This window comes from Streptomyces sp. NBC_01166, from assembly GCF_045039765.1.
Classification (GTDB): domain Bacteria; phylum Actinomycetota; class Actinomycetes; order Streptomycetales; family Streptomycetaceae; genus Streptomyces.
This window is the reverse complement of sequence record NZ_CP108613.1, coordinates 869966-884631: the sequence shown is the minus strand read 5'-3', so window position 1 is coordinate 884631 and position 14666 is coordinate 869966. Positions and strand designations below refer to the sequence as shown.

The 14666-nt window shown below is 72.1% G+C and carries 18 protein-coding genes; 8 read left to right on the top strand and 10 right to left on the bottom strand.

Annotated features, from left to right (window positions below; genetic code table 11):
• The first annotated feature begins 96 nt into the window (after positions 1 to 96).
• The gene (locus OG379_RS04275; RefSeq protein WP_405659441.1) at positions 97 to 1362 is read left to right on the top strand and encodes a geranylgeranyl reductase family protein; all 1266 of its coding nucleotides are present in this window, start codon (positions 97 to 99) and stop codon (positions 1360 to 1362) included.
• Here OG379_RS04275 and OG379_RS04270 read toward each other — a convergent pair.
• The gene (locus tag OG379_RS04270) at positions 1346 to 1801 is read right to left on the bottom strand and encodes a nitroreductase family deazaflavin-dependent oxidoreductase (protein WP_405659438.1); all 456 of its coding nucleotides are present in this window, start codon (positions 1799 to 1801) and stop codon (positions 1346 to 1348) included. The two genes, OG379_RS04275 and OG379_RS04270, sit on opposite strands and share 17 nt — an antisense overlap.
• Before the next feature lie 137 nt (positions 1802 to 1938).
• Here OG379_RS04270 and OG379_RS04265 point away from each other — a divergent pair, with 137 nt between their 5' ends.
• The 3 genes from OG379_RS04265 (at position 1939) to OG379_RS04255 (ending at position 4815) form a co-directional block, all read left to right on the top strand.
• The gene (locus tag OG379_RS04265) at positions 1939 to 2670 is read left to right on the top strand and encodes a TetR/AcrR family transcriptional regulator (RefSeq protein ID WP_405659436.1); all 732 of its coding nucleotides are present in this window, start codon (positions 1939 to 1941) and stop codon (positions 2668 to 2670) included.
• A 154-nt stretch (positions 2671 to 2824) separates the two neighbouring features.
• A complete protein-coding gene (locus tag OG379_RS04260; protein WP_405659434.1) occupies positions 2825 to 4153 on the top strand; it encodes a sensor histidine kinase in 1329 nt (442 codons plus the stop codon).
• Entirely contained in the window at positions 4150 to 4815 is a 666-nt protein-coding gene (locus OG379_RS04255) for a response regulator (protein ID WP_393766733.1), read from the top strand. The genes OG379_RS04260 and OG379_RS04255 overlap by 4 nt, the downstream gene beginning before the upstream one ends.
• Here OG379_RS04255 and OG379_RS04250 read toward each other — a convergent pair.
• The gene (locus tag OG379_RS04250; protein WP_405659432.1) at positions 4776 to 5072 is read right to left on the bottom strand and encodes a DUF6332 family protein; all 297 of its coding nucleotides are present in this window, start codon (positions 5070 to 5072) and stop codon (positions 4776 to 4778) included. The genes OG379_RS04255 and OG379_RS04250 overlap by 40 nt on opposite strands.
• 177 nt (positions 5073 to 5249) lie before the next feature.
• On the opposite strand from OG379_RS04250, the gene OG379_RS04245 reads away from it, so the two are divergent.
• On the top strand, positions 5250 to 5684 hold the full coding sequence (locus OG379_RS04245) for a MarR family transcriptional regulator (RefSeq protein ID WP_405659430.1): 435 nt from the start codon (positions 5250 to 5252) through the stop codon (positions 5682 to 5684).
• A gap of 16 nt (positions 5685 to 5700) precedes the next feature.
• Here OG379_RS04245 and OG379_RS04240 read toward each other — a convergent pair whose 3' ends face one another.
• The 3 genes from OG379_RS04240 to OG379_RS04230 form a co-directional block, all read right to left on the bottom strand.
• Positions 5701 to 6453, bottom strand: coding sequence for a maleylpyruvate isomerase family mycothiol-dependent enzyme (locus OG379_RS04240; RefSeq protein WP_405659428.1), 753 nt, complete (start codon positions 6451 to 6453; stop codon positions 5701 to 5703).
• Between the two features lie 24 nt (positions 6454 to 6477).
• Positions 6478 to 6849 carry an SCO4225 family membrane protein gene (locus tag OG379_RS04235; RefSeq protein WP_405659426.1) on the bottom strand — a complete coding sequence of 124 codons (372 nt, stop codon included), beginning with the start codon at positions 6847 to 6849 and terminating at the stop codon, positions 6478 to 6480.
• A gap of 71 nt (positions 6850 to 6920) precedes the next feature.
• Positions 6921 to 8153 carry an MFS transporter gene (locus tag OG379_RS04230; protein WP_405659425.1) on the bottom strand — a complete coding sequence of 411 codons (1233 nt, stop codon included), beginning with the start codon at positions 8151 to 8153 and terminating at the stop codon, positions 6921 to 6923.
• Positions 8154 to 8274: 121 nt separating this feature from the next.
• Here OG379_RS04230 and OG379_RS04225 point away from each other — a divergent pair, with 121 nt between their 5' ends.
• Entirely contained in the window at positions 8275 to 9489 is a 1215-nt protein-coding gene (locus tag OG379_RS04225; RefSeq protein ID WP_405659422.1) for an ROK family protein, read from the top strand.
• A gap of 24 nt (positions 9490 to 9513) precedes the next feature.
• Here the strand turns inward: OG379_RS04225 and OG379_RS04220 are convergent, their stop codons facing one another.
• The 3 genes from OG379_RS04220 to OG379_RS04210 are packed head-to-tail and all read right to left on the bottom strand — an operon-like array spanning position 9514 to position 11571.
• Complete coding sequence (locus OG379_RS04220; RefSeq protein ID WP_405659420.1) at positions 9514 to 10404, bottom strand: phosphotriesterase; 891 nt, start codon at positions 10402 to 10404, stop codon at positions 9514 to 9516.
• Entirely contained in the window at positions 10401 to 10982 is a 582-nt protein-coding gene (locus OG379_RS04215; protein ID WP_405659418.1) for a DUF4865 family protein, read from the bottom strand. The genes OG379_RS04220 and OG379_RS04215 overlap by 4 nt, the downstream gene beginning before the upstream one ends.
• Before the next feature lie 10 nt (positions 10983 to 10992).
• Positions 10993 to 11571, bottom strand: coding sequence for a TetR/AcrR family transcriptional regulator (locus tag OG379_RS04210; RefSeq protein WP_405659416.1), 579 nt, complete (start codon positions 11569 to 11571; stop codon positions 10993 to 10995).
• A gap of 190 nt (positions 11572 to 11761) precedes the next feature.
• Between OG379_RS04210 and OG379_RS04205 the strand changes: the two genes are divergently transcribed.
• A complete protein-coding gene (locus OG379_RS04205; RefSeq protein ID WP_405659413.1) occupies positions 11762 to 12061 on the top strand; it encodes an SHOCT domain-containing protein in 300 nt (99 codons plus the stop codon).
• A 106-nt stretch (positions 12062 to 12167) separates the two neighbouring features.
• Here OG379_RS04205 and OG379_RS04200 read toward each other — a convergent pair whose 3' ends face one another.
• Together OG379_RS04200 and OG379_RS04195 are read right to left on the bottom strand one after the other, a co-directional pair.
• The gene (locus OG379_RS04200; protein ID WP_393755009.1) at positions 12168 to 12692 is read right to left on the bottom strand and encodes an ATP-binding protein; all 525 of its coding nucleotides are present in this window, start codon (positions 12690 to 12692) and stop codon (positions 12168 to 12170) included.
• Between the two features lie 197 nt (positions 12693 to 12889).
• Positions 12890 to 13267 carry a hypothetical protein gene (locus OG379_RS04195; RefSeq protein WP_393755007.1) on the bottom strand — a complete coding sequence of 126 codons (378 nt, stop codon included), beginning with the start codon at positions 13265 to 13267 and terminating at the stop codon, positions 12890 to 12892.
• A gap of 236 nt (positions 13268 to 13503) precedes the next feature.
• Here OG379_RS04195 and OG379_RS04190 point away from each other — a divergent pair, with 236 nt between their 5' ends.
• The gene (locus tag OG379_RS04190) at positions 13504 to 14637 is read left to right on the top strand and encodes a PLP-dependent cysteine synthase family protein (protein ID WP_393755005.1); all 1134 of its coding nucleotides are present in this window, start codon (positions 13504 to 13506) and stop codon (positions 14635 to 14637) included.
• The last annotated feature ends 29 nt before the right edge of the window (positions 14638 to 14666 follow it).

Sequence of the window (14666 nt, the reverse complement as noted above, 5' to 3'; positions counted from 1 at the left end):
ATGGCTGATCCTCCCACAGCGGAGTTCGGCCACGGCGCGCCGTAGGATGCCGTGAGCAGCTGGGGCCACTGGTCGGATCAGGAGCAGAAGCACATCGTGAGCAGCGAGAACGCAGACGCCGGACGTGAGCCGGATGAGACGTCGTCGGTACCGCAGGAGTCCTCGGTATGGGACGTCGTCGTGGTCGGCGCGGGCCCGGCCGGAGCTTCCGCGGCGTACGCGGCGGCTGTCGCAGGCCGTCGGGTGCTGTTGCTGGAGAAGGCGGAGATCCCCCGCTACAAGACGTGCGGCGGTGGAATCATCGGGTACTCGCGGGACTCCCTGCCCCCCGGGTTCGAACTCCCCCTGAAGGACCGGATCCACGCGGTCACCTTCTCGCTCAACGGGAAGCTGTCGCGCACCCGCAGGTCCAAGCGGATGCTCTTCGGGCTGATCAACCGGCCGGAGTTCGACGCCGGTCTGGTGGAAGAGGCCCAGAAGGCCGGTGCCGAGCTGCGCACGGGCGTGGCGGTGACGCGGGTGGAGCAGCACGGCACGGCCGTGCCCGACCGGCGTACGGTCGCCGTCGTGCTGGCCGGCGGGGAGACGGTGCTCGCCCGGGCCGTCGTCGGCGCGGACGGCAGCGCCGGCCGCATAGGGGCTCATGTCGGCGTGAAGCTCGACCAGGTGGACCTCGGGCTCGAGGTGGAGATCCCCGTCCCGGAGACGGTCGCCGAGGACTGGGCGGGCCGGGTGCTCATCGACTGGGGCCCGATGCCCGGGAGTTACGGCTGGGTCTTCCCCAAGGGCGACACGCTGACCGTCGGCGTCATCTCGGCGCGCGGCGACGGTGCGGGGACCAAGCGGTATCTGGAGGACTTCGTCGGACGGCTGGGCCTCGCCGGGTTCGAGCCCACTGTCTCCTCAGGCCATCTGACCCGGTGCCGCAGCGACGACTCGCCGCTCTCCCGCGGACGGGTCGTGGTCTGCGGCGACGCGGCCGGGCTGCTGGAACCCTGGACCAGGGAGGGCATCTCCTTCGCACTGCGGTCCGGGCGGCTCGCGGGCGAATGGGCCGTGCGGATCGCGGAGGCGCACGACGCGGTCGACGCCCGCCGGCAGGCGCTCAACTACGCTTTCGCGATCAAGGCGGGGCTGGGTGTGGAGATGAGTGTCGGACGCCGCATGCTCAGGCTGTTCGAGCGGCGCCCGGGGATCCTGCACGCGGTGCTGACGGGCTTCCGCCCTGCCTGGAACGCGTTCGCGGGGGTCACCCGGGGGACGACGTCACTGGCCGAGCTGGTCCGTACGCATCCGCTGGCGCAGCGGGCGATGCATGTGATGGACCGCCAGGGGGCGGGCGGGGTCAGCTCTCGACCGTGATCCGGAAGACCGGGTGGTCGGGGCAGGCGGCCAGGAGCTCGGCGTCGGTCGACTTCACCGTGATGCCCTGGAAGTACTGGTTGACCTCCCAGCCCCAGCGCTTCAGATAGGCGCGGACGATCCGCACCTTCTGCTCGTCGTCCGGGATCTCCACGGCGGTGAAGGCACGGACCTTCCGGCCGACCTTCAGCTCTCCGCCTCCGGCCACGCGCATGTTGCGCACCCACTGGGAGTGGCCGCGGGCGGAGACCAGGTACTGGACGCCGTCGTGGCGGTGGGGGTTGACGGGGATGCGCTGCATCCGGCCGCTCTTACGGCCCCGTACCGACATCTCGGCGGAGCCGAGGAGGCTGACGCCGTGCCGTGCGAGCCAGCCGACGACACCGTTCATCCGCTGGGCGAAGGCGTTGGCCTGGAGGTAGTACGGCTGCTGCGACATGGGTGGCTCCTGCCATCGAGTGCCGTTGGGAGAGCGGTGCTCTCGCTTGAGATCAGTGTGCACGAGTGCGGCGCACCAAAGCAAGAGCAGTGCTCTCGTTTTTGTTCACTGCTCCGATCGCATGGCAGACTGAACCGATGAGCACCATTCGAGGAGCCCGAGAACGCGCCCGCATCGAAGTCACCGCGGCCATCAAGGACGAGGCCAGGAGACAGCTCGCCGCCGAAGGCGCCGCGAAGCTCTCCCTGCGTGCCGTCGCCCGCGAGCTCGGCATGGTGTCCTCCGCGCTCTACCGCTACTTCCCCAGCCGCGACGACCTGCTGACGGCGCTCATCGTCGACGCCTACGACGCGGTGGGCGAAGCCGCGGAGACGGCGGCGCGCGGCAAGGCAGGCCTCCCGGCCGTCCCCCACCCGGCCCGCTGGCTGGCCGTCGGCTGCGCCGTACGCGACTGGGCCCTGGCCCACCCCCATGAGTACGCGCTGATCTTCGGCTCGCCGGTCCCCGGCTACACCGCCCCGCAGGACACCGTCGGCCCCGCCTCACGCGTGGGCCAAGCCCTGATTGGTCTCGTACGCGACGCCTACCTCGCCGAGGGCCTCGCCGTCCCCCCGCAGGATGCCGGACTGCGCACCGAGGGCGCGCGGATGGCGGCCGACCTGGCCGAGGACCTGCCGCCCGCCGTCGTGGTGGCCCTGGTCGCCGCGTGGGCGCAGCTCTTCGGGCTGATCTCCTTCGAACTCTTCGGTCAGTTCAACCGCGTGGTCGAGGCACGCGAACAGTTCTTCCGGCACGCTGTTCAGGAGCTCGGGCGTTCGGTCGGCCTGCTGGACGGCCGGCACTCCGGAGCCCGGGGCGCCGGAGGCTGACGAGGGGCGGGGGCGGCCGTGTATCCCCCCGGGCGCGCAGGCGCGGGGCGGAGAGGCCGGGGCGGCGCCCCGGGCGGGTACTCCGCAGGGAGTACGTGGGATCACCACGCCCGGCTGACGTGCGCCGGGGGTTCGCGCGTCTAGCGTGGCCGGTATGCAGGATCAGCGAGCGCACCAGAGTGCGGCGGCCGGCCCCCGCCCCGGGCCGGGAGGCCGACGGGCCGGCCACGGCCTCCCGTGGCGCGGACGGTACGACGGCGGGGAGGGGCCCGGCGGCCTGGGGAGGTTCGCCGGCCGGGGACGGCGCGGCGACCGGCTGCCATGGCCGTCGACCGTCGTCGTCGGCGTGATCGTGATGGTGGGCACCACTGTCGCCGCGCACGGCCAGGACCGCGAACCGCTCGGCCTCGCCGCCCGGCTGCTGCTCCTCGCCGCGGTCGCCGTGCTGCTCGTGCGCCACCGCCACCCTGTCGTCGCGGTGGCCGGCACGTCCGTCGCCACGCTCGTCTATCTCGGCCTCGGGTATCCGTACGGCCCGGTCTTCCTCGCCGTCGCCGTCGGCTGCTTCAGTGCCATCGTGGCGGGCCACCGCAAGGCGGCATGGTGGTCGCTGGGCACCCTGTGGGCGGGGCACCTGCTGGTCGCGCACTGGCTGTACCGATGGCTGCCGCCGGACGGCGACGGCCCGGCTCCCTGGGCCCAGGAGGCGTTCATCACCGCCTGGGTCGTGGCCGTCGTCGCCGCGGCCGAACTCCTCCGGGTGCGCCGTGAGCAGTGGGCGGCGGCCAGGGCGGAGCGGGAGGCCGCGGAGAAACGACGGGCCGACGAGGAGCGGCTGCGCATGGCCCGCGAACTCCACGACGTCCTGGCCCACAGCATTTCCGTCATCAACGTGCAGGCCGGGGTCGGGCTGGCCCTGCTCGACTCCGATCCCGAACAGGCCCGTACGGCACTCACCACGATCAAGTCCGCCAGCAAGGAGGCGCTCGGCGAGGTGCGTCAGGTGCTGGAGAACCTCCGGACCCCCGGCGACGCCCCCCGGGCTCCGGCCCCAGGCCTGGACCGCTTGCCCGAGCTGGTCGACCAGGCCGCAGGAGCGGGGCTCACCGTGACCGTCGAAACGGACGGTGCCCGGGGGCCGGTTCCGCCCGGTACCGACCTCGCCGCCTTCCGCATCGTGCAGGAGGCTCTGACGAATGTGGTGCGGCACTCGGGATCGCGTACCGCACGTGTCCGGATCGCGTACGGTCGCGAACACCTCGGACTGCTGGTCGACGACGAGGGGCCGGCCACGGGCGACGACGCCGGAGGCAGCGGCAACGGACTCATCGGCATGCGGGAGCGGGCCGCGGCCCTGGGTGGCACGATCGACGCGGGCCCTCGTCCCGACGGCGGATTCCGCGTCACGGCGGAACTCCCCCTGCGGCCCGGCCGGGGCGGGCCCGCCGCACGGGACGAGACGGGAACGGAGGGAACGACGTGATCCGCGTACTGCTCGCCGACGACCAGTTGCTGGTACGGGCAGGGTTCCGGGCGCTTCTGGACGCCCAGCCGGACATCGAGGTGGCCGGTGAGGCCGCCGACGGGGCGGAGGCCGTACGCCTCGTGCGCGAACTGCGCCCCGACACCGTGCTCATGGACATCCGGATGCCGAAGCTGGACGGTCTGGCGGCGACCCGGGCGATCACCGACGACCCGGCCCTCCACGAGGTGAAGGTGGTCATGCTCACCACCTTCGAACTCGACGAGTACGTCTTCGAGGCGATCCGGTCCGGAGCCTCCGGATTCCTGGTCAAGGACACCGAACCGGACGAACTGCTGCGCGCGGTCCGTGCGGTGGTGGCCGGGGACGCCCTGCTGTCGCCGGGAGTCACCCGGCGGCTCATCGCGGAGTTCGCGGCCCGCTCCAAGGCGCCCGCGGCGGCGACGGTCCTGGACGAACTCACCGAACGTGAGCGGGAGGTCATGGCCCTGGTCGGCATCGGCCTCACCAACGAGGAGATCGCCCGCAGGCTCGTCGTCAGCCCGCTCACCGCGAAGACCCACGTCAGCCGCGCCATGGTCAAGCTGGGCACCCGGGACAGGGCCCAACTCGTCGTACTGGCCTATGAGTCGGGGCTCGTGCGGCCCGGCTGGCTCGGCTGAACGACCGGCAGGCGCCGCTCCTCGGCCGTGCGGGGGAAGTGCCGGAGCACGTGCACCATCCGGAGGGCGAACACCAGCGCGCCGAGCACAGCCCCCAACCGGAACAGCACGCGTTCCGCACCGGCCGGCAGGTGGAGGAGCAGCGCGGGGAGGCAGACCCCGGCGAAGGTGGCCGCGGCGACCACGGCTCCGCTGACCAGGGCGTACCCGATCTCCACGGTCATGGCGTCCCGTTCCGCCTGAGTGCGTCGCGACATGTCCGAAGTGTCACAGGAGTCGTGGCCGACGGCAAGGCTGCGTTTCCGCGCGATTTCGGCAGTTCCCCGCGTCTTCCCGCCGCTTCCCGCCGGCCCCGGATCCGACTCGGAATGTTCTGATGCGTATGCATTTAATGTGTGTGCATGAATGGTTCCCCCCTCTGCTAGCGTGCGGTCATGGCAGCGAAGAAGTCCGAGCAGGCGCTCGTCGGCGAGTGGCGCGAGATGCTCGCGCTGCACGCCAGGACCCTGGGTGAGCTGGACCGGGCGCTGGACCGGCACGGCCTGGGAGCCAGTGACTTCGAGGTCCTGGACATCCTCGCGGAAGCCGGTGCGGAGGGCGGCGACGGCTGCCTCCGCGTTCAGGAGATCGCTTCGCGGGTCCATCTCAGCCAGAGCGCGCTGTCGCGTCTCGTCGCGCGGCTCGAGAGGGACGGCCTCGTGCGCCGCGCGATGTGCAGCGAGGACCGCCGCGGTGTGCGTGTCGAGCTGACGGAGACCGGCCGGGCCCGCCATACCGAGGCCAGGCCCCTCCAGCGGGCGGTGCTCTCCCGGATGCTCAACCACCCTGGCGCCGGACAGGACCGGGAAGCGGACAGGCCGGGGGGCTGAGCGGACCCGGCCCCGCTCACGACCAGACGACGGCGGAGTTCTCCTCCCACAGCGCGACGAACCCTGGGTCCCCGGACAAGCCGACGGACGACAGCGGGACGCGGTTCCACAGCCCCGGGTAGAGCTCCTCGGCCGTGCCGCTGAGCGTGCAGTCGGCCGGTGTCTCCAGGGCGGCGGCCCCGCGCACCGTGAGCGGCGGATCGGCCGACAGACGTACGGTCCACACCGCGTCCGTGTCCACGGCCCGCACCCGGAGAGTGCGCGGGGACTCCGTACGGACACGGCTCTTTGCGCGGGCGTGGAAGCCGGCCAGAAGCTCGTCGATGCCGTCCACCGCGTGCGGCGGTGTCACGGGGGTGAGGGGGCCGCCCCGCGCCGACTCCGCGTCCACCCGGTGGATTCTGGTCTCGTGCGCCTGGCGGCGCGCCCAGAACGCGAGCGGGGCCTGGGAGGGAAAGACCGTCCAGCACTCCAGGCCGTCCGGTGCGGTCCGGAGCGCGTCGACAAGCAGGCGGTGGCCCTCGGTGAAACGGTCGAGCAGTGCTTCGCCGTCCAGTTCGGGCTCGTCGGCCGCCGGGCGGTACGTCCGGTGCCCGTCGACGACGAACGCGGTGGCCCAGCGGTGGACCATGGAGGTGTGCTCGAGGGGGTCGCGCACCCGCCATCCCGGGCAGGTCGGGACCGGGGTGTCCGTCCCCGCCTCGCGTGCGGCGCGAGCGAGGGCGTGGCCTTCAGCGGTAAGGGCTGTCAGGTGCTCGGTGGTCTCCACGCCGGCGATTGTGCCAGAGCGGCGTCAGGCGCCCTGGGGGTGTGCGGAACCGCCCCGGCGGGGCCCGCGGAGCAGCAGCCGTGAGAACCAGCCCAGCGCACAGGCCTGCACGAGCACCGACACGACCAGCGCGAGATAGATGAACCAGGCTGGGCCCCCGAAGTCCGCGCCGGCCATCGAGCTGCCGAGGAGGAACACGAACACGGTCGGGGCGGCGAGGAAGAACACCCAGACACCGGCGAACGAGGCGTCCTCGTGGGACACGAACAGGGTGTCCACCGCGACGAACACCGAGGCCGCCAGTACGAGACCGAGGTATATCCGCGAAGCCGTGTTGCCGAAGGTCAGTCGTGCCAGAGTGCGCAACTGCCGGTTGTTCGTCACCTGATGACTCATGTCCCGCTCCCGTGGATGGCTGATGCCTCCATCCTGTGCCGGGAGAGCCGGTGGTGCCTGAGTACGGCTACTCAACCGCTCAGGTGTTCGCTCACGTTGCGGGCGGCACCGCCCAGTACCGCCGCCGTGGCGGCGAGCAACGTCACCGTGGTGAGGGCCACCGGGAGGGAGATCCAGTCGGCGAGGAAGCCGATCACCGGCGGCCCCAGGAGCATCCCGCCGTAGCCGAGGGTGGACGCTGCGGCCACCCCGCTGGGCCCGGCCAGCGCGCCCGCCCGGCCGACCGCGACGGGAAATATGTTGGCCAGTCCCAGACCGGCCACGGCGAAGCCGAGCAGTACGAGCCAGACTGCCGGAGCCAGCGCGCCGAGCAGCATCCCCGCCGCGGCCGTGGCCCCGCCCGCCACCAGCGTGCGGGTCTGCCCGAACCGTTCGAGGAGAGCGGTGCCGCTGAGCCTGCCGATGGCCATCGTCAGCGCGAACAAGGAGTATCCGGCGGCGGCGAGACCGGGGGCGGCACCGAGGTCCTGGCTGAGGTGCAGCGCGCCCCACTCGGCCAGTGCCCCTTCCCCGTACGCCGTGCAGAGGGCGATGACACCGAAGAGGACGACGACCCGGCGCGCCTGGGCGCTCATCCCCTTCGGCAGCTCACGGGCGTCCGTCGCCCGCTGTTCCACCGGGGGCGCGGCGGTCCGGCCACGCAGGAGCACCGGGCCGGTCACCGCGGTGACGAGAAGTCCGGTGCCCGTCAGGGCGAAGAGATGGGTCGCGGGCGAGAGACTGCCGGCGACCAGCCCGCCGAGGCCCGCGCCCGCCATGCCGCCGAAGCTGAAGGCGGCGTGGAAGCTCGGCATCACCGGGCGGCGCAACGCGGAGACCACTTCGACGGCCGCGCTGTTCATCGCCACGTTCAGCCCGCCGTACGCGGCACCGAAGAGCAGGAGCACGAGGCCGAGGGTGAGCGCCGAACCCATCTGTGCCGGAAGGGCGATGCTCAGTGACAGCAGCACACCGCAGACCACGGTGACCGCGTGACTTCCGTAGCGCCAGCAGAGCCTCCCGGTGAGCATCATCGTGATCACCGCACCGGCGGAGACGCCGAGCAGGGCGAGCCCGAGGGTGGAGGCGCTGGCCCCCGTCCGGTCCTTGATGGCCGGGATGCGGACCACCCAGCCGGCGAAGAGGAACCCGTCGAGGGCGAAGAACACGGTCAGCGCGGTACGGAGGCGGGCCGGCGAAGGTGGAGCGGTGTCTCCGCCACGTTCCCCCGGCAGGGCCGTCCGCAGTTTGTTTACTTGCGGCACAAAGTGAGGATAGGGTCGCCCGGAGGGAGCGCGCAAGGCCGCTGCGCCGGTGACCGGCCGGTGAACGGTGCGGGGTGCCGGAGCGTCGGCAACGGCTCCGGATCATGGGAGACTCGCCCCCATGAACGGCAAGTCGACCACCACGCGGACGAAGTTGGAGAGGGGCCGCAGCGCGCTCGGGCCCGCCCTGGAGCTCGTGCACACCGGGCGTGCCCCCACCCGCGCCGTGCTCACCTCCGAACTCGGCGTCACCCGTGCCACAGCGGGCGCGGTGGCCGCGGAGCTCGAGGCGCTCGGGCTCATCAAGGTCGACTCCAGCCCGGGCTCCGCCGCCGGCTCCCAGGGCCGCCCCTCGCACCGGCTGTCCATCCGCGACAGCGGGCCCGTGGCTCTCGCCGCCCAGGTGCACTCCGACGGCTTCCGCGCCGCGCTCGTGGGGCTCGGGGGCAGGATCGTGGCCACCGCGCCCGGCTGCGTCGCCGTCATGGCCGATCCCGCCCAGGTCCTCGGCGAGGTCGTCGAGGCGGGGGCCCAGCTCCTGCGAGAGACCGGGCTGCGCTGCGTCGGGGCCGGGCTCGCCGTTCCCTCCGCCGTGGCCGAACCGGAGGGAACGGCCCTCAATCCGCTGCACATCGCCTGGCCGGCCGGAGCGCCGGTCCGGGAGATCTTCTCCACCTGCGTACGCGCCGCGGGCATCACGGGCCCCGCCTTCACCGCCAACGACGTCAACCTCGCCGCCCTCGCCGAGCACCGGCACGGCGCGGGGCGTGGTGCTCAGCACCTGCTCTGCGTGGCCACCGGCCACCGGGGGGTGGGTGGCGCCCTCGTCCTGGACGGCCGCCTCCACAGCGGGAGTTCGGGGCTCGCCCTGGAGGTCGGGCATCTGACCGTCAACCCTGAGGGCGGCCCCTGCCACTGCGGCGGGCGAGGCTGCCTCGACGTGGAGACGGACCCCCTCGCCTTCCTCACGGCGGCCGGCCGGGAGCCCGGCCCCGAGGAGTCGCTGCTCAAGCAGTCCGGCGGCCTGCTCCGCACCGAGTACGGCGACCCCGATGTGCGGGCCGCGGCCGAGGAGCTGATCGACCGTCTCGGCCTGGGCCTGGCCGGGCTGGTCAACATCCTCAACCCGGACAGGATCATCCTCGGCGGCCTGCACCGCGATCTCCTGGAGGCCGACCCCGAACGCCTGCGGGCCGTCGTCGCCGACCGCAGCCTCTGGGGGCGCAGCGGAAGCGTGCCGATCCTGTCCTGCACGCTCGACCACAACAGCCTGGTGGGCGCGGCCGAACTGGCCTGGCAGCCCGTTCTCGACGACCCGCTGGCCGCACTGGCCTGACCGGCGGGCCGGGGGCGGCCACGCTCAGCGCGCGGCCAGGGCGAACGCCCGCGCGGGATTGGCCACGAGCATCGCTCCCAGGAGCTCCTCGCCAAGCGACCGCGCCAGTCGTGGGCGCAGCCGCCGCAGCAGATACGGCATGCCGGGCGTCCCGGGCACCGTGGTGTCGCCGCCGAGCAGCAACTGCCCGCCGAACCCGGCCTCCGCGAGCCCGGCGAGCTGCTCCGGCAGCCGCCAGTCCGTGGCGTGATTCGCCCGGGAAGGGCCGTCGAACGCCAGGAACGCGCCCACCCGCGCGGCATCGAGCTGCGCGACGCCGTCCGGGAACCGGCCCGGATGGCCGAGGATGACCCGCCGCGGCTCCACCCCCAGCTCCCCGCACAGCAGATCCAGTACGTCCCGCGCACCCGTACCCAGCTCCAGATGGACGGCGATCGGAGCCCCCGTACGCCGATGGGCACCGGCAGCAGCCGTCATGGTGTGCCTGGCGTGCGGGTCGATGCCGTGGAACGCCCCGGCCACCTTGATCAGCCCCGCCCGTACTCCTGTGGCCCCGATCCCTTCCGTGATCTCCGAGACGAACAGTTCTTCCAGTTCCGGCATGATCCGGCCGAGCAACCCGGGCGCGTAATGGGCGGCTTGGTGCAGCCCGGTCGCCGCGACGATCCGCGTACCGCCGGCTCGGGAGAGCGCCGCCAGGTCCCCGGCCCGCCTGCCCATCCCGTGCGGAGTCCACTGGACGACGGTCCGTCCGCCCAGCTCGTGGAAGCTCCTCAGCCGCTCGCCTGCCTCTTCCGGGTCGTCGAGCTCCAGCCCGGGCAGCACCGGGCTGCGGATGAAGAGGTGGTCGTGCGCGTCGCAGACGCCGAGCTCGCCGGCGGGGACGTCCCCGAGGACCGTACGGACCGGGCTCACCACTGCTTCCCCCGCCCCAGCCGGTCACGCTCCGGCGACGACAGGTGCAGCACCTCGAAGCGGTCGCCCGCGTCGCCCGACGGCTCGTCCTCCCAGAGCGTGAAGTGGAGCAGCTCCCAGTGGCGCGGATCGACGGCCAGCGCGGTGGCGACGGCCCCGGGGGCGGCGGCCAGCCGACGGCTCTCCTCCAGCGCGGCCTCCACCGCGACAGCCGGGGCCGCGGTGTCCGCGACCCGCTCGCGGCGGCGGACCGCCGTGCGGGGGAGCGCCGCCGAGGCCGCACCCTCCTGGAAGGAGAGTCCGGTCCAGTGCTGCACCTCGGGGCGGCCGAAGTCATCCACGATGCCCTGGAACCCGGGGCCCCAGAGGAAGGTGTTCATGCCCTCCGGGGCGGACCACAGATACAGCGGCGCGTACTGGTTGACCGGCGAGGTGCCACCGCGTTCGCGGACCAGGTACGCCTTGAGGCCCAGCCCCGGAAAGCCGTCGAGGAGATGCCCCCTGGCCGCGACCCGCTCCCGGATGATCCCCATGTCGTAGTCGGCGGGCAGGGTGATCTCGTACTGCATGGCGTGCATGGCGTACTCCTCAGGCTGTGCGGCTCGGTGGTACGTGCGGGGCGAGCAGGGAGAGCAGCCCGTGGACGGCCGAGTCGAACGCCGCCGGCGAACCGGACGCACGGGCCAGGACGTAGCCCCCCTGAACCGTGGCCACGACGGCCGCCGCGACGTCCCGGGGCACGAGGCCGGGGGAGAACTCGCCCACGTCCAGGCCCTCCTGGAGGATCTCGGTGAGCCGGCCGCGCAGCCAGCCGATCGTTTCGTCCACCGGTGCTCGCAGCGCGTCGTCGGCCACCACCTCGGGATCCATCGTCAGCCGCCCCACCGGGCAGCCCCGCAGCACGTCACGCTCGCGCAGCAGATAGGCCGAGATCCGCTCGTACGCCGATCCGGGGCCGTCCAGCAGGCGGCCGGCCGTCTCCCGCATCTCCGCGGATGTGCGGAGCACGGCGGCGAGCGCCAGGTCGGGCTTGCCCGCGAAGTGGTGATACATGCTGCCCTGGCCCGCCCCGGCCCGCTGCTGGATCGCCTTGGGGCTGGTGCCGACATATCCGCGCTCCCAAAGGAGCTCCTGGGTGGCTTCGATCAACCGGTCCGGAGTGCTCATGAACTCCACTGTACATACCAGTAGGTACAGAATCCACGGCGGTCGGCGGAAGCAGGTGCCCGGCTCCGCCGTACTCCCACCGCCGTACGCGAACTGCCGCCGCCCGTACGACGCTCCGGCCGCCTCCCGGAGACAGGCTCGTAGGTGACAGGAACGCACGGACGAACGATTGACCGAGGAGCTGACCGAGATGAACACGCTGGCGAACCACGGAGGGCCCGGGCCCTGGATCCTCCTCTTCCCCCTCATCTGGGCGGCCGTCGCGGTCGGCGTCATCACGCTGCTGCGCCGCACCGTCCGGCGCGGCCGCCGCCCGGGGCCCTGGCAGTCGCACGGCGTCCGGCGGGGCGGGCCCACGGGCGAGCACTCGCCGATCGATCTCCTGGGCCGGCGGTTCGCCGCCGGTGAGATCGACGAGGACGAGTACTGGCGGAGGCTCTCCGTCCTTGACGAGCCCTACGGCCGTTACGAGAAGGACGGCCCGGCGTGACCGCGGGAGGTGGGTGAGGCTCCGGGCGGGAACGGAGCGGAGCGCGTCGGTCCGGGAGGACCGACGCGCTCCTGTGCGCGGTGTACGGCGCGCGGCCGCCTTCCCGTCAGCCGACGACGGCCGACCGGGCCCGCGTCCGTGCTGCCGTCGGCTCCATGAGCCCCGCGACGTCCGAGCCGAACGGGCCGTCGGTCGTCGACCCGTACACCGGGAGAGGGGGCAGAGCGGTGGTGAACGACGGTGCCGGCAGGGTGAACCAGATGACCTTTCCCGCGTCGTCGCTCGGTCGTACACCCCAGCTCTCGCTGACCGCGGCGATCATCGCCAGCCCGCGCCCGGAGGTGGCGGACTGATCGGCGTCGCACACGGTCGGCAGCCGGGGGTCGTGGTCGTGGACGGAGACCGTCAGCCGGTCGAGCAGCAGCTCGATCTCGACGGTGCATGATTTGTCCGGCTGTGCGTGCCGGTGGACGTTGGTCAGCAGTTCGGTGACACCGAGCGCTGCCGGGTCGATCAGAGGATCGAGATGCCAGTAGCGCAGTTGCGCCGAAATGATTCTGCGGACCTGACCGATCCGCGACGGCAGGGCTTGGAGCTCCACCGCGCAGTGCCTGCTTGGCTCGCTGATCACGGCTGCGACTCCCCGAAATAGGTCCGGAAGAAGACGAAGGAACGGATCCAGCAGATGGCTGGCTGCTGTTTCTGGTCATGCGTGGTCCGCCCTGCGTGGCTCCCGGCGGGGCGGCTTTCGCTGTCACCGCCGGTACACCATCAGTGACGTGTGAACAGCGTGACTCAGGGGGTTGGGCTCCGCAACTCGCGGTGTTCCTACCGGACCGTAGCGTCAGACCGCCGTCCCGCGGCGCTGCGCAGCGCCTTCAGGAATCTGCGGACCGGCGCCGCCCCGCCGGGCCTGCGGTTGCGCTGGCCCATGGTCAGCCGGTACCGCACGCCGTTGATCCGGGCGATCGCCGAGTCGGCGGCCAGGAACCATGGCTTCCCGGCGCTCACCGCGGTCACCGGGGCGCTGGCGATCTCCCGCCCGTCGCTCGTCAGCAGCGCGATCCGGCCGTCCTCGACGATCACTTGGCCGGCCCTGGTCAGCGACCGCGCCCAACGGCGGATCCTGACGTCGCTCGCCCTGAACTCCACCGCGCCGAACTCCCGCGCGCGGAAATCCGCAGGACTGAATTCTGTCTCGGCCATGGCGACTTCGCCCCCCTTGTACCGGCTTCTGCAATTCTGCCCATGGACAGGGCCCGTACGCCAGGCCTCACCGCGATCGATTCCGGCCACGGCCCGGATCGGGCACGCGTCCGGGTGTGCCGGCGGGACGCCCGGGGCCAAGGGAGGCCTATGGGACGCCAAAGTAAACGTTTGTGCAGGTGGGGGGAATATCGTGGGTCCCGTGGAGAACCGCCGTCACCCGAAGGAGACCGCTGATGGACACCGGTGAGAACACACCTGGCGGTGGCGTCATGGAGACCGTCGACGTCGACCGGAGCGACCCGGACTACCGGGCCTGGCTCAAGGAAGCGGTGCGCAAGGTCCAGGCGGACGCGAACCGTTCGGCGGACACCCATCTCCTGCGCTTCCCGCTGCCGGAGCACTGGGGCATCGACCTCTATCTCAAGGACGAGTCGACGCACCCGACGGGCAGCCTCAAGCACCGGCTGGCCCGTTCGCTCTTCCTCTACGGGCTCTGCAACGGCTGGATCCGCCGGGGCAAGCCGGTCATCGAGGCCTCCAGCGGCTCGACGGCAGTCTCGGAGGCCTACTTCGCGAAGCTGATCGGTGTGCCGTTCGTCGCCGTGATGCCCCGGACCACCAGCCCGGAGAAGTGCCGCCTCATCGAATTCCACGGCGGTCAGTGCCACTTCGTCGACGACTCCCGCAGGCTGTACGAGGAGTCGGCGGCCCTGGCGGCCGAGACCGGCGGCCACTACATGGACCAGTTCACCTACGCCGAGCGCGCCACCGACTGGCGCGGCAACAACAACATCGCCGAGTCGATCTACCAGCAGCTGAGGATGGAGCGGTATCCCGAACCCGCCTGGATCGTCGCCACCGCCGGCACCGGCGGGACCTCCGCGACCATCGGGCGCTACGTCCGCTACATGCAGCACGACACGCGGATCTGCGTACCCGACCCGGAGAACTCCTGTTTCTTCGACGGGTGGACCCGGAACGACCAGCTGGCGACCAGCGACTGCGGCTCCCGCATCGAAGGCATCGGCCGACCCCGCATGGAGCCCAGCTTCGTGCCCGGAGCCATCGACCGGATGATGAAGGTGCCCGACGCGGCCAGCGTGGCGGCCGTCCGGGTGCTGGAGCGCGCCATCGGCCGCAAGGCGGGCGGCTCCACCGGCACCGGGTTGTGGAGCGCGTTCAAGCTCGTGGCCGAGATGGTGGAGCGGGGGAGTACAGGAAGCGTCGTCACGCTGTTCTGCGACCCGGGCGACCGTTACCTCGACAAGTACTACTCGGACGCCTGGCTGAGCGAGCAGGGCCTGGACATCCGGCCCTACACGGAGACGATCGACCACTTCCTGGCCACCGGCACCTGGCCGGCCTGAGCCGGGCCGCTCACCCCGGACCCGGAAGC